Raw genomic sequence first — 21,291 nt, forward strand, 5'->3', positions numbered from 1 at the left:
ACACGGAAAGGGTCCACGTTGGTCGATGGTGGCCTGCGCTCACGACCGGAGTTCTGGCCGGTCACGCTGCTGAGCGTCGCACTGGTGGCGGTTCTCGCGGGGTGGGCGGGAGTGACGTACGCCGATCGCACCCGCAGTGCTCCACAGTGCTCCGACATGACAGTGTTACGTGTGAATGTCGCACCGAGCGTCACCGACCCGGTGCGCGAGGTGGCCGAACGTCTCGCCGGACGGACCCCCTGTCTGGAGATCGACGTGGTCGCCCGGGAGTCGTCCGACGTGCTGCGCACCCTCGGCGGCGCGGCCCCGGACGTCTGGGTGCCCGAGTCGACCCTGTGGCTGCGGCGCGCCCGGGCCGCCGGCGCGTTCCAGGTACCCGCCGAGGGCGTACCGGTGGCGACCACCCCGGTGGTGCTCGCCGTGGACCGGCGCGCGGCCGGCCGGGTGCCGAGATCCGGCTGGGCCGGACTGGTCGGCGCCGCGAAACCGCCGCTGCGCGTCGCGCTGCCCGACCCGGCGACCAGCCCGCTCGGGTTCGCCACCCTGGTCGGCGTCCGGCGGCTGGCCGGTTCGGACGCGGCCACGACGGCGGCCATGATGCGCCGGCTCGCCCCGGACACCATCCCGGTCACCGGCGAGACGGTGCCCGCCCCCGACGCGACGACCGCGGTGGTCAGCACCGAACAGCAGGTCAAGCAGGCCACCGGGCAGACCGCGGTCTACCCGTCCGCGGCGCTCCCCGGCCCCGACTACCCGTACGCGGTCCTGACCTCGGACGCCCCGGCCCGGGCGAAGGCCACCGCACTGCTGCGGGCACTGCTCGCCGACGAGGGCGCCGCCGCCGTCACCGCCCACGGCCTGCGCGCCCCGGACGGCGACACCCCGGTCGGACTGCCGGCCGAACAGGACAGCGAGGACCTGCTCAACGCCTGGGGCGGGGTGCACATCAGCGCCCGGATGCTGGCCGTCTTCGACATCTCCGGCTCGATGGAGTCGGCCGTGCCGGGCTCCGCCGACACCCGGCTGTCGGCGACCGTCAAAGCCGCCCAGGGCGGGGCGAAACTGCTGCTCGGCACCACCGAACTGGGCGTCTGGGAGTTCTCCACCGACCTGGACGGCGGCCGCGACTACCGGGAGATCGTCCCGGTCGGCCCGGTCGGCCCGCGCCGGTCCGCGATCGTCGCCGAGCTCGGACGGATGCGGGTCGAACCCGCCGGGCGGACCGGTCTCTACGACACCACGCTGGCGGCGTACAAGAACGCGACCCGCAACTGGACGGCCGGCCGGATCAACATGGTGCTGATCCTGACCGACGGCACCGACGACAACGCCAGCGGCATCAGCCGGGCCGCCCTGCTGCGGCAGCTCGGCGAACTGGCCGACCGGAGACGCCCGGTGCCGATCCTGTTCATCGGCGTCGGACCGGAGATCGACGCCGGCGAGCTGCGGCAGATCGCCGGCGCCACCGGTGGGCGGGTCGCGCTGACCGCGAAACCGTCCGGCATCCGCGACATCTTCTACACCGCCCTGGCCGAATTCAGCTGCCTGCCACCGGAGTGCCGCCGATGACCCGTCGTCTGCTCGTGCACGGCGGCGCACTGCTGCTCGTGGTGATCGCGTTCCTGCAACGGCCCGGACGGGTCACCTTCGACACCAAACTGGACCTGGCGGAGAACCCGATCGGGTTCATGGCCCGGGCGCTGCACCTGTGGAACCCGTCGGCCACCTCCGGCGAACTGCAGCAGCAGGCGTACGGCTACCTGTTCCCGATGGGCCCGTTCTTCGCCGCCGGGGACCTGCTCGGCGTCCCGCCGTGGATCACCCAGCGCCTGTGGTGCGCGGTGCTGCTGTGCGCCGCCTACTACGGCACGGTCCTGCTGGCCCGGGCGATGCGGATCGGCACCGGCGGATCCCGGGTGGCCGGCGGTCTCGCGTACGCGACGGCGCCCCGCATGCTCACCGAGATCGGCCCGCTCTCCTCGGAGATGCTGCCGGTCGTCATGCTGCCCTGGGTGCTGCTGCCGCTGGTCACGGTGAAGTCGCCGCGCCGGGCCGCGGCGCTGTCCGCCCTGGCGGTGCTCCTGATGGGCGGCATCAACGCGGCCGCCGTCGTGATGGCCCTGGTCCTGCCCGGGATCTACCTGCTGACCCGCCGCTGGGACCGGCGTCTCGCCGCGCTGATGGGCTGGTGGTTCGTCTGCGTCACCGCGGCCACCCTGTGGTGGATCGTCCCGCTGCTGCTGTTCGGCCGGTACAGCCTGCCGTTCCTGGACTACATCGAGTCCTCGGCCACCACCACCGCGGTCACCTCGCTGTTCCAGGCGCTGCGCGGCACCAACCAGTGGGTCGGCTACATCGTGCAGGGCGAACCGTGGTGGTCGGCCGGCTGGATCCTGGTCGACAACCCGGCACTGATGGCGGTCACCGCCGTGGTCGCGATCCTCGGACTCGCCGGGCTGGCGCTGCGTGACCTGCCGGAACAACGGTTCCTGGTGCTCGGGGCGCTGACCGGCCTGACCCTGCTGACCGTCGGGTACGTCGGCACCCTGGACAGCCCGGCCGCCCCGCTGATCCGGGAACTGCTGGACGGGCCGCTCGCGCCGCTGCGCAACGTCCACAAGTGGGAGCCCGTTCTCCGGCTGCCGGTGGCGCTCGGTCTCGCGTACCTCGCCGGTCGCCGTCTCCTGGCCCGGCCCGCCGTCGCGGCGCTGGTGCTCGCGGCGGCCGCGCCCGCCTGGATGATGGTCCTGCGCCCCGGGCCCGGCTGGGCGGAGATCCCGTCGCACTGGACCGAGGCGACCGCCTGGCTCGCCGACCACGGCGCCCGGGACCGCACCCTCGTCGTGCCGGGTTCCGGGTTCGCCCAGTCGACCTGGGGACGGACCGTCGACGAGCCGATGCAGGCGCTCGCCACCACGCCGTGGGCCACCCGCAACCAGATCCCGCTCGGCTCCGAGGGCAACATCCGGGTGCTGGACGCGGTCGAGGCGGTGCTGGCCGAGGGCCGGGGGTCCGCCGCGCTCTCCGGTTTCCTGGCCCGCGCCGGTTACCGCTACCTGCTGGTCCGCCACGACCTGGACCGGTCCGCGACCGGGGCGCCACCGATCGCCGTGGTCCGCGCCGCGGTCACCGGTTCACCCGGGCTGAGCCGGGCCGCCACGTTCGGCGCGGCCGTCACCGCCGGTGGTGCACAGGTCAGCCCGGCCGACGCCGGCCTGACCGTGCCGGCCGTCGAGATCTTCGAGGTGGACCGGCCGGTACCGCTGGTCACGGCGACCACCCTGGACAGTGTGCCGGTGGTCAGCGGCGGCCCGGAGTCGCTGCTCGGCGTCCTCGACCAGGGCCTGATCGACCCGGCGCAGCCCGCGGTGCTCGACGGTGACCAGGCGGTGCCGCAGGCCGGCGGCGGGCGGATCGTCACCGACGGCCTGCGCCGCCGGGAACTCAACATCGGCCGGATCCGCGACAACGTCAGCCAGACCCTCACCCTGGACGAACAGACACGGCAGGGCCGGGTACGCGACGACGTCCTCCCGTTCCCCGCCGAAGGCCACCAGACCGTCGCCGTCTACCAGGGCATCCGTGCCGTCGACGCGTCGAGCGGCGCCGCCTTCGCCGACTCGCTGGCCGCCAGCGACCCGTCCGCGCTGCCGTTCGCGGCGCTGGACGGCGACGACGGCACGGCGTGGCGGTCCGATCCCAACCAGGCGGGCCCCGGCCAATGGCTGTCGGTGGAACTGGAGACGGCGAAACGGGTCACCGAGGTGACCGTGGACTTCGCCGACGACCTGCGGATCGCCGCCCCGGTGGCGATGGTCCGCCTGACCACCGACCAGGGTTCGGTGGACCGCCCGGTGCCGGCGACCACCGGACCGCACCGGCTGTCCACACTGCCCGGTCTGACCACCTCGGTACGCGTCACCGTCCTCGCCCTGCGCGAGGGCTACCAGGGTGCGGTCGCCCTGCGCGAGCTGGGCATCCCCGGTCTGGACGCGACCCGGGCGCTGCGCGTCCCGGCTACCGGTGGGTCCTACGTCTTCGAACGTGCCCGCCAGCAGCGGGGCGCCTGTTTCCCGGCCTGCGACCAGTTCCTGCGCCGGGTGGGTGAGGAACCGCTGGGCGTGGACCGCCTGTTCACCACGTCCGCCGCGGCCACGTACGACCTGGGCCTGACCGCCCTGCCCCGCCCCGGCGGGACGCTCCCGTTTAAGGCGCAGGCCGCGGTGTCGGCGTCGTCGGTGCTCACCGGGGACGTGACGGTCGGCGCGCACGCCGCGATCGACGGCGACCCGGCCACGTCGTGGCTCGCCGAACCCGGCGACGACCGTCCCACCCTGACCCTGTCCTGGACCGCGGCCCGCAAGGTGGACCGGTTCCGCCTGGTCACCGCGGACAGTCCGGTCACCGCCCGGCCCACCCAGGTCCTGGTCACCACCACCGGCGATCCGGTCGCCGCCGCCGTCGGCGAGGACGGCTGGGTGCGGCTTCCGGCCACCACCACGAAACGCCTGGTGATCACGGTGACCGCCACGACGCCGGTGATCGCCGACCCGCGCGGCAACGGCTGGCCCGCCCCGGCCGGGATCGCCGAGGTGACCGTCCCCGGCCTGAGCCTCACGGCGACCGCTCTGGCGGCCGAGTGCGGGACGGGACCGGCGGTGGAGATCGACGGCCGGAGCTATCCGACGTCGGTGTCCGGAACCCTCGACGACGTCCGGGCCGGGCGCCCCCTGCCGGTGACCGTCTGCGACGACTTCGTCGGGGCGACCGTGACGCTCCCGGCCGGGGAACACCGGATCCGGACGCTGCCGTCGGCCGCCTACGTCGGACAGTCGATCGTCCTCGCCGCCGGTGGCACCCGGCCCGCGGTCACCCACCGGGCCACCACCGTCGAGGAGTGGGGTGCCGCGTCCCGGACGGTCACCGTCGCGGCCGGTGCGGCGGCGCTGCTGGTCGTCCCGGAGAACCACAACGCCGGCTGGGCGGCCACCCTGGACGGCGTCTCCCTGCCGGCGGTCCGGGTCGACGGGTGGCAGCAGGCGTTCCTGCTCCCGGCGGGGGACGGCGGGACGGTCACGCTGACGTTCACGCCGGACGTGCCGTACCGGGTGGGCCTGGCGGCCGGCGCGGTGTTCGTGCTGCTTGTCGTGTTGCTGGCGCTGATCCCTGTTCGCAGGGTCTCGCCGGTCACGGCCGCGGGACGTCCCGGTTGGTCGATACTCGTTCCGCTCCTCGCGCTGGCGGTGCTGCTCGGCGGATTCGCGGCGGTGTCGTTCCTGCTGGCCATGCTGATCGTTCGGCAGTTGTGGCCGCGGGCCCTGCCGTGGGTCACGGCCGGGTTCGCGGGGCTGGGCGCGCTGATCGCGGTGGCCGGACGGCTGCTCGATCATCAGCAGGAGTGGGCGTACGGCGCACCGGTCCAGCTGGCGATCATGGCGGCGGTGTTCGCGATGGCGGCCACGATCGCTCCGTCCGCGCCGCAGCCGTCCGGGGCGACTCTCGCACGATCGATCACGTTGTTCCGGACGTTCCTGGTCGAGCAGAGTGATCCGGATCGGTTCTATTCGCTGCTGGCCCGGGACTCCGTAGCCCAGATAAAAACTTATACGGATTTGTCGGGACAGACAGTCGTGGACGTCGGCGGCGGGCCGGGCTACTTCGCCGCCGAGTTCCGTGCAGCCGGAGCCGTCTACCACGGGCTCGACCCCGCGGTCGGCGACTTCGCGGCATCCGGCGCCGCAGTCGCCGGCATGATCCGGGGCAGTGGCACCGCCCTCCCGATCCGCACCGGCGCGGTCGACGTCACCTACTCGTCCAACGTGCTCGAACACGTTCCCGACCCGGAAGCGCTGCTCGACGAGCTGCTCCGGGTGACGCGGCCGGGCGGGACGGTCTTCGTCTCGTACACACCATGGTTGTCACCGCACGGCGGCCACGAGACCGGCCCCTGGCATCTGCTGCTCGGCGGCCGGGGCGCCCGGCGGCGGTACATCGAACGACACGGTCATGAGCCGAAGAACCGGTTCGGCGAGACACTGTTCCCGATCAGCGCCGCACGGACGATGCGCTGGGTCCGGTCGGCCCGCCGCGCGGGGCTGGTGACCGTCGTCGATGTCCTGCCCCGCTACCACCCGAAGTGGGCGTGCTGGGTGGCACGCGTGCCCGTCCTGCGTGAGCTGCTCACATGGAACTTCACCGTGGTCCTGCGCCGCACCCCGGCGTCCGATTCCGCGGACATTCAGGAAGATCGTGCTGAGGTCTCGCTTCTGGATGTGACTCGGTAGTAACCTTCCGCAAGCTTGGAAATCTACATTCCTCGAATCCTTTCTTAATCTCGCGTTCACTGACTCGTGGAGGCACCATGAGGTCCCGCGTCCTCGGTTCCGTGCTCTTCGGCCTCGGCATCCTGGCGCTGGTGTTCGCCGGCGGCCTGGCCTTCGTGGTCGCCCCGGCCGCCGCCCGCCTGCCGTACGACATGGAGCGCACCCAATCGGTTGCCGAGGCGCCGAACGCGCAGTTCCTGCAGATCACCAATGGCGTCGCCAAGGTCGACACCGGCACCCTGCGCTCCACCGTCACCGTCCAGCCGGACGCGAAGACCACCGCCGACCTCGAGGGCGACCTGGACGGCAGCGCCCTGGTGTGGCTGGTCGGCCAGGAGGTGGTGCGCACCGACACGAACGAGGTGGTCAGCGCATACAGCACCTCGTATGCCGTGGACCGGCGGACCGCCGCCGCCCGCGACTGGAGCGGCCAGTGGCTGGACACCGGCAGCAACCGGCAGAGCGTGAAGTACACCGGCCACATGTACAAGTTCCCGTTCGGCACCGAGAAGAAGAGCTACGACATCTTCGACCGGGACATCCTGAAAGCCCAGCCGGCCCGATTCGTCAAGACCGAGGAGGTCGGCGGGCTCGAGACCTACCAGTTCGTCCAGGAGATCACGAACGGCCGCCAGGACCTCCCCAAGGACCGCCTCGATGCCATCCTCGGCCAGCTCATGCCCGGCGCCACCAGCGGTTCGGTCGCCTACGCCAACACCCGCACCGTCTGGGTGGAGCCGACCACCGGCCAGTACATCCGGGTCCAGGAGAAGCAGAGCAAGACCCTGGTGGGCAACACCGGCCAGTCGGTGACCCTGCTCGACGCCCTCTTCACGTACACCGACGACACCGTGGCGAAGTCCGCCGACGCGGCGTCGGCGAACCGCCAGAAGCTGCTCCTGGTCGGTGTCTGGGGCCCGCTCGCCCTGGCGCTGCTGGCGCTGCTCCTCATCATCGCCGGGGCGATCCTGGTGACCCGCCGTGCCGCCCCCACCACGGCACCGCGGCACGCCCACCCGCGGCACGCCGCCGACGAGGACGAGACCGCGCCGATCCGCTGACCTGCTGTTCCCCGGCCGCACCCGGGCTTTTCCGGCCGCGCCCGCTGTCTGTTTCCGGCCGTGCCCCGCACAGCAGGTGCACAGGGCGCGGCTGGGGCAGGCCCAGATCAGCGGACCACCATCGAACACATGATGATTCTGGTTCTCCTTCTCCTGATGGGTGCCGGTGTCTCGCTCCTCCTGGCCAGAGGCCGCAACGGCGTCACGGCCCGGGACGACGAGGCCCTGGCGGATGCGCGCGCCGAGGCCCAGCGCTGGTACGAACGTCTCGGCGGCCAACTCGTGAATCTCCGTGACGACGGCTCGTCGGCGCGGCAGGCCCTGGTCGACGCGACCGAACGCCACCAGGCAGCCGGTGCCCAACTGGCCCGGGCCACCACGGTCACCCAGTTCCGGCTGGCTCGCGAGAGCGCCATCGAGGGCCTGGCCTACGTCCGGGCCGCCCGCACCGCTCTCGGCCTCGACCCCGGTCCCGAACTGCCGCCGCTCGCCGCGGCTCGGGGCGCCGGCCGGGTCGCCGAGGAACAGGACCTCAACGGGTACCGGGTGGCGCCGCAGGCCGGACCGTCCACCCCGTACTACTACCCGGGCGGCTACCGGAACGGTCGCCCGATGCCGGCCGGCTGGTACTCCACCCCGTGGTGGAAGACCGCGCTGGCGGCCGGTGCCGGCACCCTCGGCGGCATGATGCTCTTCGACACGCTGCTCGGCCACCACCACCATGGCGGCCCCGGTGGTCCGGGTGGTCCCGGCGGGTTCTTCTGAAGATCAGTTCCCCCGGTACGCGATCCGGCCGTCGACCACGGTCAGACGCACCGGGGCCTCGGCGAACTCGTCCGGGTCGCACCGCAGCGGATCCATCCCGAACACGGTGAGATCCGCCCGGCGGCCCGGCACCAGCCGTCCCGCCACCGCCCCGAGCCCGGCCGCCTCCGCCGCCGCGACGGTGTATCCCTCCAAGGCCATCCGGGCGGTCAGTGCCTGCTCGGGCAGCACCGGTTCCACCCCGGCATCACCGGCCGGGCGCCGCAGCCGGGCCGCCGCGACGATCCCCCGCGGGTCGAACGGCGCGATCGGCCAGTCCGACCCGAGCGTCAGCCGGGCACCGGCATCCCGCAGGTCACGCGCCCGGAACGCGCGCCCGGCCCGGTCGGGTCCGAGCCGGCTGGACCAGTTGTCGCTCTGGTCGGCGCGCGTCCAGTGTGTGCAGTGGGTGGGCTGCATGCTCGCCGTCACGTCGAGCGCGGCCAGCCGGGCGACCAGTTCCGACGGCATCGTCTCCAGGTGTTCCACCCGGTGCGGGACGGCCGACGTGCGCGGCAGCTCCGCGTAGGTGTCCAGCACGAACCGGATCCCCGCGTCGCCGATCGCATGCGTGACGATCGGGATCCCGTGGGCGGCTAGTTTTCCCACCGCCACCGCGTAGTCCGCCGGGTCCGGCCAGAAACACGCCGTCGACTCGCCGTGGCTGTCCGGCTCCTCCAGCCATGCGGTGCCGCCGTCCACCGTCCCGTCGATCATGAACTTGGCGCCCTCGACCCGCCAGCGCCGCCCGGCCAGACGCTGCTGCGCGATCACCGCGTCCAGCCCGTCGGCGCCCGCACCCGGCATCACGAACGGCGCGCACCGCCAGCGCAGCGGCAGATCACCCTCGTCCTCGAGCGCCCGGAACAGCTCCAGCGAGTCGCCCTCGAAGTCCATCGCGTTCGCCGCGGTCAGCCCGCTCGCCGCCATCCGCCGCATCAGGTCCCGCAGCCGCTCCCGCCGGTCCGCCGGGTCGTCGTCCGGCAACAGCTCCCGGACCAGGTCCAGCGCGTCGATCTCCAGCAGATGGCCGGTGGGCGTGCCGTCGGGGCCGCAGGCCACACTCGCGCCCGACGCGAACCGGCGCGGCCCGCTGATCCCGGCCAGTTCCAGTGCGCGCGGGCTGACCAGCGCCGAATGCGCGTCGAAGAGCAGCAGGAACACCGGCACGTCCGGCCCGAGCGCCTCGACGAGTGGTGCGTGCGTGATCGGCGCCCCGGCGAACACGTTGGGGTCGAGACCCCACCCTTCGACCCAGCCGCCGTTGCGTGCGGCGGCTTTCATCGTGCCTTTCAACCCTTCGAGGGTACGCACGGACGACAGGTCCACACCCCGCGTGAGCCCGATGCCCATCACCGGATGCGCGTGCCCGTCCACCAGCCCCGGCGTGATCGTCGCGTCGCCCAGGTCGATCACCTCGGTGTCCCGGCCCCGCCACCGGCGGGCGTCGGACCGGTCGCCCAGCGCGCTGATCGTCCCGCCGGTGACGGCGAGCGCGGTCGGTGTCCACGGTCCGTTCTCCGCGAGTGTGTGAATACGGTCGGCCATCAGGATCAGGTCGGCGGTGGTCACGGTCGCCTCCTCCGGGGCTGTCACGTCAACGGTGACTACCCGCGTCAACCGCTCCCGGTTCAGACCGATCTCTGTCAGTAGACGTCCCGGACGTAGCGCTTGTCGGCTGCCAGCTGTTTCAGCCATGTGGACGCGGCGCTCTCGGAGAGGCGGCCGTGCTGGACGGCGATCTCGCGCAGGGTCCGGTCGACGTCGCGGGCCATCCGGTGGGCGTCGCCGCAGACGTAGAAGTGGGCACCGTCCTGCAGCCACGCCCACACGGCCGCCCCCTGTTCCCGCATCCGGTCCTGGACGTACACCTTGGACCGCTGGTCTCGGGAGAACGCCAGGTCCAGCCGGGTCAGGGTGCCGTCATCGGTCAGCGCGGCCAGCTCCTCCCGATAGTAGAAGTCGGTCGCCTCCTGCTGCTCCCCGAAGAACAGCCAGTTCCGTCCGTCCGCGCCCGCGGCCCGGCGCTCTTCGAGGAAGCCGAGGAACGGTGCGACCCCGGTCCCCGGCCCCACCATGATCATCGGCGTGGACGGGTCGGCGGGTGGGCGGAAGTGCGGGGCGCGCTGCACGAACACCCGCATCGGGGCGTGCGGCGGGGCGTCCGCGAGGTGCGCCGAGCAGACGCCTTTACGGGCGCCGAACCGCACCACCGACACGGTCACGCTCACCTGATCCGGATCGGTCAGCGGGGTGGAACTGATCGAGTACAGCCGGGGCTGCAGGCGTTTGAGCACGTCGACCCACTCCTGGGCGGACGCCCGCACCGGATGTTCGGCGATCACGTCCACCGCCTGCCGTCCCCACGACCACTTCGCCAGTTCGCCCTTGTTGTCGGCGCGCAGCAGGGTCTTCAGGTGGCCGGCGCCGGACCGTTCGGCGGTGAACCGCAGCAGGTCCGGGGTGATCCGGGTGATGTCGAGGTGGGAGGCGAGCGCGGTGCCCAGGTCCACCGGCCCGTCCAGGTCGACCGTCTCGTCGGCGGACAACCCGGCGGTCGCTAGCCACTCGGAAACCAGGTGCGGGCAGTTGACCGGCCACACCCCGAGCGCGTCGCCGGCCCGGTAGTCCAGGCCGCCGCCGGTGTCGAGGGTGAACCGGCGTACCTCCTTCGCTGATCCGGGCAGGCTGAGCAGGCGGTTCCCGGTCAGTGTGGCGGTCAGCGGCGCGGCCTTCGTGGGGGCGGGCACCGGTGCGGCGGTCAGGGCGGTGACGACGCTGGTCAGCCAGCCGGCGGCGGTGTCGGCGTAGTCGGGTTCGCAGTCGGCCCGCGGGGCGAGCCGGGTCGCGCCGAGTTCGGCGAGACGTTCGTCGAGACGGCGGCCGTGTCCGCAGAAGTCGTCGTAGCTGGAGTCGCCGAAGGCCAGCACCGCGTACCGGCGTCCGTCCAGCCGGGGCGCGTCCTCGCCGCGGAGCGACTGCCAGAACGCGTCGCCGTTGTCCGGCGCGTCGCCGTCACCGAACGTGCTGGTCACCACGAGCAGGTCGGCGCCGCTGTCGAGCACGTCGCCGACGCCCGAGTCCATGCCGAGCACGGTCACCGGGCGCCCGATTCCGGTCAGCCGTCCGGCCAGGTCACGCGCGAACTCCTCGGCGGTGCCGGTCTGCGACGCCCACAGGATCTGTACCGGGCCCGCCGCCGGCTCGGTGGGTGGTTGCGCTGCCTTCTCGGGTACGCCCAGAGCACTCCCGAGCCAGCCGTTGATCCACATGGCGGTGGCCGGGGAGAACGGCGCGTTGGTGGGGAGGATGGGCGGCTCGGTCCGTTCAGCGGGCACTCCGGCGAGGAATCCGGCCAGGTAGTGCCGTTGATCGTCGCTCAGAGTCGGTGGCGCCGGGTCCAGTCCGAAAATGGTGGGAGCAGCGGTGACCGGGACGGGCAACGCCGGGGCGGGGGTCGGGATGCGGGTGAGGGCGACCGCGCACACCTTGAGTTCCGGCTGGAACGAGATCGGGTCGACGGCGTCGCTGGTCACCGCGTTGACGCTGAGATATTCGCCGAACAGGTCGTTCCAGTGCATCGGGGCGAAGCAGCCTCCCGGCCGGACCCGGTCGGTGACCGTGGCGGGCAGGACCGCCCGGCCGCGCCGGGAGGCGATCTCCACCTGGTCGCCGTCGGCGATGCCGAGGGCTGCCGCGTCGTCCGGGTGGATCTCCACGAAGGGCGCCGGGTTGAGCCTGTTCAGCTTGGCGATCTTCCCGGTCTTGGTCATGGTGTGCCACTGGTGCTGCAGACGGCCGGTGTTCAGCGTGAACGGGTAGTCGTCGTCCGGCATCTCGGCCGGTTCCAGGTGCGGGCGGGCGTGGAACACCGCACGACCGCTCGGGGTGGCGAACCGGAGTCCCCGGTCCGGGTCGCGGTACCGGATGGGGTTGCGGTCCGGCCCGCCGGGTGCGGCCGGCCACTGCACCGGCCCGCCCGCGAGCCGCTCGTACGTGACGCCGCTCAGGTCGTACCCCGTCTGGGGGTTGGCAAAGGACTTGATCTCTTCGAGGATCTCGGCGGCGCCGGTGTAGGTGAAGGCGTCGCGGTAACCCATCGCGACGGCGACCCGCGCGATCAGCTGCCAGTCGGGCAGGGCCTCGCCGGGCGGGTCGACCACCGGGTGGACCAGGGACAGGCTCCGCTCCGAGTTGATCATGATGCCGTCGGTCTCCGACCACATCGCCGCGGGCAGGGCGATGTCCGCGTACGCGTTCGTCTCGGTCTCGGCGAACGCGTCCTGGGTGATCACGAGTTCGGCGGCCTCCAGCCCGGCGATCACCGTGCGGCGGTTGCCGACCGACGCGACCGGGTTCGTGCAGACGATCCAGCAGGCCTTGATCCGCCCGGCCGCCATCTGCTCGAACATGTCGACGGTGCCCTTGCCGACGTCGGTGCGCAGCGTCCCGGCGGGCAGGTCCCAGACCCGTTCGGTGAACTCCCGGTCGCCCGCGACCAGCACCGACCGCTGGCCGGGCAGTCCCGGGCCCATGTAGCCCATCTCCCGGCCGCCCATCGCGTTCGGCTGGCCGGTGAGCGAGAACGGACCGCTACCGGTCCGGCAGATCGCGCCCGTGGCCAGATGCAGGTTGACCAGGGCGTTCGTGTTCCAGGTGCCGTGCGTGCTCTGGTTCAGGCCCATCGTCCACAGGCTGACCCAGTTCCCGGCCCCGTCGATCCACGCCGCCGCGGTCCGGATGTCCTCCTCGGCCAGCCCGGTCAGCGCGGCCACCCGGTCCGGCGGATAGTCGGCCAGGAACTCCGGCATCACGTCCCAGCCCTCGGTGTACGCCTCGACGAACTCCCGGTCCGGTGTGATCAGGTGCAGCAGGCCGTTGAGCAGCGCCAGGTCCGCCCCGGGACGGATCGGCAGGTACAGGTCCGCCTTGGCCGCGGTCGCGGTGCGCCGCGGGTCGACGACGATCAGCTTCGCCCCGGCCTTGACCCGCTCCATCATCCGCAGGAACAGGATCGGGTGGCAGTCCGCCATGTTCGAGCCGATCACCAGGAAGACGTCCGCGTGGTCCAGATCGTCGTACGACCCGGGCGGCCCGTCCGCACCGAGCGACGTCTTGTAACCGGTGCCCGCGCTGGCCATGCACAGCCGCGAGTTCGACTCGATGTTGTTCGTCCCGAGATAGCCCTTCACCAGCTTGTTCGCCAGATACTGGGCCTCCAGGGTCATCTGGCCGGACACGTACATCGCGACGGCGTCCGGCCCGTGCTCGTCGACGATCGCCCGCAACCGACGGGCGGTCTCGTCGATCGCGGCGTCCACCCCGCTGCGGCGCGGCGCGGCCCCCCGCTCGTCCCGGATCAGCGCGGAGTCCAGCCGGCCGCCGGCGCTGAGCAGGTCCGCGCTGGTCGCGCCCTTCGTGCACAGCCGTCCCGCGTTGGCCGGATGCTGCCTGTCGCCGGTGGCCTTGACCACCCGGGCCCGCCCGTCCGGCCCGGCCGCGACGTCGAGGACCATGCCGCAGCCGACCCCGCAGTACCCGCACACGGTTCGCACCTGGGTGACATCGGCAGCCACATGAACCCCTTAACCCCGGATCGTCGTCCCCTCGACGCTAGGGAGCGGGGGTTTCGTCGCCATCACTCGAGTGTGCGACCGCCGTTACCCCGGCCTCACCACGGCCCGTCCGTCGATGTGAGGGCCGGTGTGCTCCCGTCACCAGGGCCGGTCGGCCCTGCCTCAGAACAGGGACGACCGGGCACGATGGTGACACCTGGTTGGGAACGGGGCCGCCGTCACAGGCCGGCTGAGGCGGCGGCCCCGGAAAACCATCAGTGGTGCAGTTCGTCCAGGAGGTTGCCGTCCGCGTCGAACGTGCGGACCGGCCCCGGCGGCCACACCGAGACGCCGCCCTTCCAGTGCACGATCTCCATCTCGGCCATCTCCATCGACTGGACTTCGGCGAACATGTGCTCACCGCCGCCCAGCTCGTACGTCATGCCCAGTGGTTCGAACATGACTGTGAACGGCGCGTCGCCGTCGGCGGTCAGCTTGATCCGCAGGACCCCGCTCACGCCCGGTCCCAAGCGTCGAGGATCTTCTTGGTCAGGTCCACCCGGGCCGGAGCGGTCTTGTTACTGGGAATCTTCACCATGGCGTCCTTGTACAGCTCGTGCAGGATCGTCACGTCCTCCTTCGACACGATCGCCCTGAGCTGATCATCCGTCAGCCCGTCCAGGCGATCGGCGGCCGGCTTGCCGTTACCCCAGATCTTGCGGCCCACCTCGACGACGGTGCCACCACCCGGGAGGATGGTCGTCCCGTTCCAGCCGTTCTTGATGAGGTTCTGCGCGACGTTGACCGGGCAGGCGTCCGGGTCCTCGTTGTGGGTGAGCAGCGTGGTGCCGGCCGCCGCCACGTAGTACGTGTGCAGGTCGTCGACGGTCAGGTTGTACACCTCGGTGACCTCGGTGTGCTGTCGCACCGCGGTGATCAGGACCCGCTCACCCGCGTCGTCGAGCAACTCGTCGCCCACCCGAAGGTCCTCGGCGAGCAGCCAGTCCCGCTGCTCCGGCACCCAGAACGGGTGGTTGCCGGTGGCCGTGACGGTCTCGGTTGTCCCGTCGTTCGTCACCTCGATGTCGACGAGCTGTTTGGTGCCGGCCCCGACGATGGTGGCGGTCACCGCCCGCGCCCCGGTCCGGCCGAGCACCGGGTCGGTGGCGAGAACCCTGTCGCCGACCGCGAGTTCCTCGATCGGCCGGGTACGCCCGTCGCCCAGCACGACCCGGGTCCCGGCGGTGAAACTGTTCCGCTTGCAACCCTTCATGATCGTTTCGATGATGTTCTTGATGTTGCGGAGCTTGTCGGAGTTCTTCCACGCCTTGAGCGCGGTGCCGCCGTACCCGACGATCGGCACCGCCGACACCAGCGACAGCAGGCCACCGACCCAGTCGCCGCGGCTGACCGAGACCACCGCGTCGATGCCGTCGCAGACCTCGCCGGCGCCCGGGATCAGACCGCAGCCCATCAGGACGAACTGCAGCACGTCCAGCAGGACCTCGCCGTTCTCGCCGATGACCGCCTTGAGATCGCCGAGCATCTGGCATCCGGGCGAGTTCTGGTTCGCCGGGCTGCTGCACTTGGGCTGGTCGGCGAGCGCGCCCGCGAAGTCCTGGTAGACCCGCAGGCATTCGGCCGACACCGCGGACGGGTCGAGCGACAGGCAGCCCCAGGTCTTGTGGTCGTCGGCGGCGCTGCCCACGCCGTCGGCGCCGGTGCCCGCTGCGGTGTCGCGGCGCTGGGCCTCGACCTCCTTCAGCTTGGCGGTGTAGATCTCGGACGCCTCGGTGGCCGCGGCGTTCGCGGCGTCGGCGTCCTTACCGGCTGCTTCGGCCGAGGCGCGGGCGTCGGCCTTGGCGGCGTAGGCGGCATTGGCGTCACTGCGCGCCTGGTGAGCGGCGGCGGTGGCGGTTGCCGCGGACCGGGCGGCGCTGTTGGCGGCGTTCTGCGCGGTGGCCGCGGCCTGCTGGGCCTTGGTCGCCGACGCGGCAGCCGCGTCTGCTGAGGCCTTCGCCTCGTTCGCCGACTTCGCCGCGTCGTTGGCGTACCCGGCGGCCTTGTTCGCGTATCCGACCGCCTCCGCGGCGGCCTTGTCCGCCTCGCCGGCCTTGCCCCACGCGTCGAGTGCGGCTTCGTTGGCCTTGGCCGCGTCGGCCAGCGCCGTCTGCGCGTACTGCTGGGTCGCCACCACCAGTGCCCGTGCGGTCTGCACGTGCGCGGCCTGCTCCAGGTCACGCTGGGCGGCCTGGTACTGCGAGGTGGTCAGGAAGTACGACAGGTACGACTTCGGCCCGGCCAGCGCCACCGTCCCGGCCGCCTTGACCTCCGGGCCACCGACGTTCATCACCTGGTAGACGGCGATCCGGTCGTCGGCGGCCTGCGCGGTGTACTGCCCCTCGCGCAGGAACTTGTGCATGTCGGCCGCCGTGCCGAGGACCGCCTTCTCCGCGGCGTTCTTCAGGTTCGCCCCGGTCGCGGTGTTGTTGATGATCGCGTAGATCTTGATCCGGTCCTGGGCGTACTTTCCGGAGTAGTTCCGGGTCCGCAGGAACGTCTCCACCGCCGTGTCGGTTCCGGTCAGCGCCGCGTCTGCCGCCGTCTTCTCCGCACCGTCCGGGAGCGTGTCGATCAGCCGCCACACCTTGGCCCGGTCGTCCTGGCCCACCGCCGCACGACGGCCCTCGGCCAACCACGACCGCAGCTCGGTCTCCCCGCCGGTGAGCGCCTCACCCGCCGCGGCCTTGGTCCACTCGCTGCCGGTAGTCAGCAGGGTGACCGCGGCGTGCCGGCCCTTGTCGAGCACGACCTCCGACGACGCCCCCGCCGTGGCGGCCTCGGTCAGCAGCTGCCGGGTCGTGGTGTCGACCCGGTCCTCCTCGGCGGTGTCCCAGAGCAGCTTGTCGTTCCAGGCGACCGCCTCACCGGCGATGGCCTTCGCCTCCTGCTCCTGGCGCAGCGCGTCCTGGGCCCGCAGCACACCCTGGTCGGTGGCCTCGGCCAGCCGGGCGCTGTCGTCGGCGCGGGCCAGCGTCTCCAGGGTCGCCGCCTGCTCGGCAAGCGTGACGGCCAGGTTCGCCGCCTCGACCGCGGCGGCGGCGTGCTTCGACGCCTCGGTCGCCGACTTCTCGGCCCGGTCCGCGGCGTCCGCGGCGGCCTCGGCCGCGTCGGCGGCCCGCTCGGCGTGGTCGGCGGCCTGCTTCGCGAACGCGAACGCCTGGTCCGACGCCTCCGCCGCTTTGCGTGCCAGGTCCACCGCCCGGGTGGCGGCACGGGCACTCGCCGCCGCGGCCCGGCGGGCGTCCTCGGCCGCGGCCCGGGCCCGGGCCGCCTGCGCCTCGGACACGTTCGCCTGCGAGCCGGCCTCGTCGGCGGCCGCGGCCGCCGCATCGGCGTTCGCGCTCGCGCCCTGCATCGCCAGGGCGGCCTTCGCCGCCTCGGCCAGCGCCCGGTCCCGCTCAACCTTGATCTTCTCGAGTTCGCGGGCCTGCTTGGCCGCGTCCCGGGCAGCCTCGGCCGCGATCCGCGCGGTCCGGGCATCCCCGGCGCCGGTACGCGCATTCGCCGCAGCCTGCTGCGCAGCCGCAGCCGCCTGCGCGGTCCGGGCCGCCGCCGACGTCGCCTGACGCGCCGCGTCCGACGCGATCCGCGCCGCCCGCATCGCCGCATTCGACGCACCGACCGCCTCCCGCGCGGCATCCGCGGCACCCTCGGCGGCATCCGCCGCACGACCCGCCGCCGCGTCGGCCTTCTTCGCCGCGCTACCGGCGGCCTTCGTCTCGGCCGCCGCCGTCTGCGCGGCCTTCTTCGCCTCCTCGGCGGCGTTCGCCGCCCGCGTCGACGCACCGACCGCCGCCAGCGTCTCGCGCGCCGCCGTCTCGGACGCCTGCTTCGCCTGCTCGGTCAAACTCTGCAGCGACGCCAGTTCCTTGTCCCGGGCCCGGGCAACCGCCTGGCCCGTGGTCAGGAACTCCTGCAGGTCCTCGGCGGTCCCGGCGAGAGCCGTCTTCGCCGCCGCGTCCAGCATCGGCCCGCTGTTGTTGACCCCACCGGTCAGCATCCGCGTCGCGGCGATCCGGTCGTCGGCGTACGCGGCCTTCTCGTACCCGCTGGACAGGAAGGTCTCGATGTCCGCGGTGGAACCGTTGAGCGCCGACTCCGCCGCGGTCTTCACCGTCGGGCCGCCGGCGTTCTCCAGCACCCGGGTGGCCCGCATCCGCTCGTCGGCGTTCCAGGTGGACTCCCAGCCCTGCCGGACGAAGGAGCTCACCGCGGCCGGGGAGGCGGCGATGGCGGTCTGTGCGGCGGTCCGCAGTGCCGGACCGTCCAGGCCGGCCAGGGCCTGTGCGGCGGCCAGCTCGTCGGCGGCGAACGCCTCGTCGTAGCCGGTCACCACGTACTGCCGGATGTCCTCCTCGGAACCGGTCAGCGCGGCCTCGGCGGCCCGCCGCAGCGACGGCCCGCCGGTCAGCAGATCCTGCAGGACCTCGGCACGATCCACATAGACGTCCTCGGCGGCCGCGGTGGCAGGCGAGGCTGGGGACAGGAAACCGAGAGTCAGTAGTAGGGCGGTGGCCGCGGCGAAACCGCGGCGCAGTCCGGGCCCTTGTCGTCCACCGCCGTGGCGGACGCGCGTGGGCAGGGTTCGGTGCACCATTCCCCCGTTGTGGAGTAGGACCACGGAGGATGATCGAGCCGTCCGGAGGGGCGCGCCGATTCCCCCGTGGATCGAGCAGCGATCACAACATAGATCGACAATGTGACGCAGGTAAATGCATCACTCCCGATGCGGACAGTGGCGCTCGTCCCACAGCAGGTGCACAGGGCACGGGGAACAGCCCTAGATCCACCCGTGACCCGCGGCGATGTGCGCCGCCTCGTGACGGTTCGCCGCGTGGAGTTTGCTGATCGCCGAGGCCAGGTGGTTCCGCACCGTGCCCCGCGACAGCACCACGCGCCGGGCGATCTCCTCGACCGGCGCCCCGTCGCGGGCCAGCGCAAGGATGTCCGCCTCCCGCGGGGTGAGCGGCGAGTCCCCGGCGCTGATCGCCTCCGCCGCGAGCACCGGGTCGACATAGCGACCGCCGGCGTGCACATCGCGGATCACCGTCACGAGGGTCTGTGCCGGGACGGTCTTCGGGAGGAAACCGCGTGCGCCCGCGGCCAGCGCCGACTTGAGATAACCGGGCCGCCCGTGCGAGGTCACGATGATGCTGCGGCACTCCGGCAGACTTGTCACCAGGCTCCGCGCCACCTCGATCCCGGTCGGGCCGGGGAGCTGCAGGTCGAGCAGGGCCACGTCCGGGCGTACCCGCGCGGCGAGCGTCGACGCCTCGTCGCCGGTGGCCGCGCGGCCCACCACCGTGAAGTCGGCCTCCAGTTCGAGGAGGCCCGCGATGGCGTCCCGGATGAGGTGCTCGTCGTCGGCGACCAGAATGCGGATCATGAGCCTGCCCGGACCGGGAGCGTCGCCGCGAGCACGAACCGGCCGGCGTCGCGGGAGACGGCGACCGTCCCGCCGAGCGCCTCGATCCGTCCGGCCATCGCCCGCAGGCCGGTGCCGTCCGGCGAGGACCCGTCCGGCACCCCGTCGTTGACGATCGTCACGGTCGCCTCCTTCTCCGCGGTGCTGGTCGTCATGCGTACCTCGGTGGCCCGGGAATGGCGCAGCACGTTGGTGACCGCCTCCCGGACGACCCAGCCGAACCCCGCCACGCAGGATGGCGGAACCGGATCACCGGAGATCGTGCAGGCGATGCCCGCGGACTGCAGGAGCGACCGTGCCCCGGCGGCCTCCACGTCCCAGCTGGTGTCGATCTCACCGCGGACGACGCGGCGGACCTCCGTGCCGGCGTCCCCGGTGATCCGCTGGATCTCCCCGATCTCCCCGGCGGCCTGCTCGGCGTGACCCCGGCGGACCAGCTCGGCGGCGAGCGCGCTCTTGACCGAGATCGTGGCGAGGGTACGCCCGAAGACGTCATGCAGATCGCGGGCGATGCGGAGCCTTTCGGTCGCCTCGGTCGCCGCCTTCAGCTCCCTGAGGACTCGCAGCGTCCAGGCACTCAGCCAGCAGGTCCCGAGGACGAAACCCATCAGAACCGCGTCCACGAGACGGCTGCCGGTGTCGCCCATCAGGACGCAGAGCACGAGCACCGCCGCAGAGAGGGCGAGCGCCCGGCGCGCGGTGAGTGACGGCACGACGCTCGCGGCGGCGCAGGTCACCGTCGTCGCCGCGGCCAGCCCCGGCCCCGGCGACGGCAGCACCCGGAGAAGCACGCCCCCGGCGACTCCGGCCAGCACCCACAGGACCAGGACGACCGTCCGCGGGGATCGGCCGCGGTCGCCGATGCCGTCGATGGCCCGGTTGACGACGGCGATGTTCCCGGCGGCCAGGACCACACAGAGAACGAGGGCCGTGCCCGCGGCGATCGAATCGAACACCCCGGGCTCCATCGCCAGGGTGAGGATCGGGATCCCCGCCACGAGGGAGGCAGACCAGCGAACGAACGTCTCGAACCGGTGCGCACTCGGCAACGGCCAGTCGCTCATGTGGTCATTGTGCAGGTCAGCCTTCGGCGGGGGTACGTGCGGGGCCTGCGTGCCGGGTCCGCCACCAGACGGCGGCGGCGACCGTGACGTGCAGCGCGCACGGCAGCAGCATGATCACTGAGCCGGACCCGGCCGACCGGTCGAACATCACGGTCAGGTCCATCTGCAGGAGCAGCGTGATGATGAAGGCGACCGTGTTGTTCACCGCGTGGATGACGACGGCGATCTCCAGGCCCCCGATCCGCCACGTGATCAGTGCGAGGGTGACGCCGAAGACGACGTAGTACAGGTTGAGCCAGGGGTCCGAGGACGCGTGCAGCGCCGCGAACAGCAGACTCGATCCGGCGACCCCGAAGGTCAGCGCCGCGACCGGGCCGCGGCCCCAACTCGCCGCGACACGGAACACGAGCCCGCGGAGGCCGTACTCCTCACCGGCCGCCTGCAACGGCGTTGTCAGGACGGTGACCACGAAGAACGCGGCCAGGGTGTGGGACGGCCACGGCGTCGTCGCGTACGGCATGGACAGGTTGACCACGACGAGGCTGACGGTCCACATCGGAAGAATCACCAGCAGGGCCCGGCCGAACACCGCTGTCCGGAACGTGCCGACCACCGAACTCAGCGACGGCCCGGGTACCCCGTAGAGCCACCGCTGCAGCAGCATGGCCCACGGCACTGTCAGGCCGATGGCGAGCATCGTCGCAGCGTGACCGACGGGCGTATACCCGCTCAGGCCCAGCGCCGCCTCGAGGCGGGCGGCGGCCGCACCGAGCCCGATCGTCGCGCCGACGACGCCCGCCGCCAGCAGGACGATCGCCAGCAGCCCCCGGCCGACGCGACGCCGGTCACCGGCCAGGACCCGGTGGTACTCGGTGCGACGGTGGACAGGGGGCGCCAGTAGGGGAGCAGTGGTCATGCGTCAAACCGTAGGTTCGCGCCGGCCCCGGGCCGAGTGTCACCAGTCGTGACCTGGGCATGCGTTCACCCGGGGAGAAC

General features: G+C 72.3%; 11 protein-coding genes. 4 read left to right on the forward strand and 7 right to left on the reverse strand.

The features are described 5' to 3' along the window. The first annotated feature begins 171 nt into the window (after positions 1-171). The 4 genes from WH85_RS00585 to WH85_RS00600 all read left to right on the forward strand — a co-directional run bounded on the left by WH85_RS00585 (position 172) and on the right by WH85_RS00600 (position 8,149). Positions 172-1,569, forward strand: coding sequence for a substrate-binding and VWA domain-containing protein (locus WH85_RS00585; protein WP_052720038.1), 1,398 nt, complete (start codon positions 172-174; stop codon positions 1,567-1,569). Then, entirely contained in the window at positions 1,566-6,284 is a 4,719-nt protein-coding gene (locus WH85_RS00590) for an alpha-(1->3)-arabinofuranosyltransferase domain-containing protein (protein ID WP_045739728.1), read from the forward strand. Before WH85_RS00585 ends, WH85_RS00590 begins: the two co-directional genes overlap by 4 nt. A 77-nt stretch (positions 6,285-6,361) precedes the next feature. Further along, complete coding sequence (pgfA, locus tag WH85_RS00595; protein WP_045739597.1) at positions 6,362-7,384, forward strand: cell envelope lipid trafficking protein PgfA; 1,023 nt, start codon at positions 6,362-6,364, stop codon at positions 7,382-7,384. Between the two features lie 129 nt (positions 7,385-7,513). Beyond that, positions 7,514-8,149 (forward strand): hypothetical protein, encoded by a 636-nt coding sequence (locus tag WH85_RS00600; RefSeq protein ID WP_052720039.1) that lies wholly within the window; start codon positions 7,514-7,516, stop codon positions 8,147-8,149. A 3-nt stretch (positions 8,150-8,152) separates the two neighbouring features. Here WH85_RS00600 and WH85_RS00605 read toward each other — a convergent pair whose 3' ends face one another. The 7 genes from WH85_RS00605 to WH85_RS00635 form a co-directional block, all read right to left on the reverse strand. After that, a complete protein-coding gene (locus WH85_RS00605; RefSeq protein ID WP_245673759.1) occupies positions 8,153-9,760 on the reverse strand; it encodes an amidohydrolase in 1,608 nt (535 codons plus the stop codon). Between the two features lie 74 nt (positions 9,761-9,834). Then, positions 9,835-13,764, reverse strand: coding sequence for a bifunctional nitrate reductase/sulfite reductase flavoprotein subunit alpha (locus WH85_RS00610; protein ID WP_045739599.1), 3,930 nt, complete (start codon positions 13,762-13,764; stop codon positions 9,835-9,837). A 254-nt stretch (positions 13,765-14,018) separates the two neighbouring features. Further along, complete coding sequence (locus WH85_RS00615) at positions 14,019-14,261, reverse strand: hypothetical protein (protein ID WP_083448679.1); 243 nt, start codon at positions 14,259-14,261, stop codon at positions 14,019-14,021. Next, positions 14,258-18,403, reverse strand: coding sequence for a polymorphic toxin-type HINT domain-containing protein (locus WH85_RS00620; protein WP_052720040.1), 4,146 nt, complete (start codon positions 18,401-18,403; stop codon positions 14,258-14,260). The genes WH85_RS00615 and WH85_RS00620 overlap by 4 nt, the downstream gene beginning before the upstream one ends. Before the next feature lie 183 nt (positions 18,404-18,586). Then, entirely contained in the window at positions 18,587-19,192 is a 606-nt protein-coding gene (locus WH85_RS00625) for a response regulator transcription factor (protein WP_045739601.1), read from the reverse strand. Continuing rightward, complete coding sequence (locus WH85_RS00630) at positions 19,189-20,295, reverse strand: sensor histidine kinase (protein ID WP_045739602.1); 1,107 nt, start codon at positions 20,293-20,295, stop codon at positions 19,189-19,191. The genes WH85_RS00625 and WH85_RS00630 overlap by 4 nt, the downstream gene beginning before the upstream one ends. Before the next feature lie 16 nt (positions 20,296-20,311). Continuing rightward, positions 20,312-21,211 carry a CPBP family intramembrane glutamic endopeptidase gene (locus WH85_RS00635; protein WP_045739603.1) on the reverse strand — a complete coding sequence of 300 codons (900 nt, stop codon included), beginning with the start codon at positions 21,209-21,211 and terminating at the stop codon, positions 20,312-20,314. Positions 21,212-21,291 lie beyond the last annotated feature (80 nt).

It is taken from the genome of Actinoplanes rectilineatus (assembly GCF_000962825.1).
Lineage (GTDB): Bacteria > Actinomycetota > Actinomycetes > Mycobacteriales > Micromonosporaceae > Actinoplanes > Actinoplanes rectilineatus.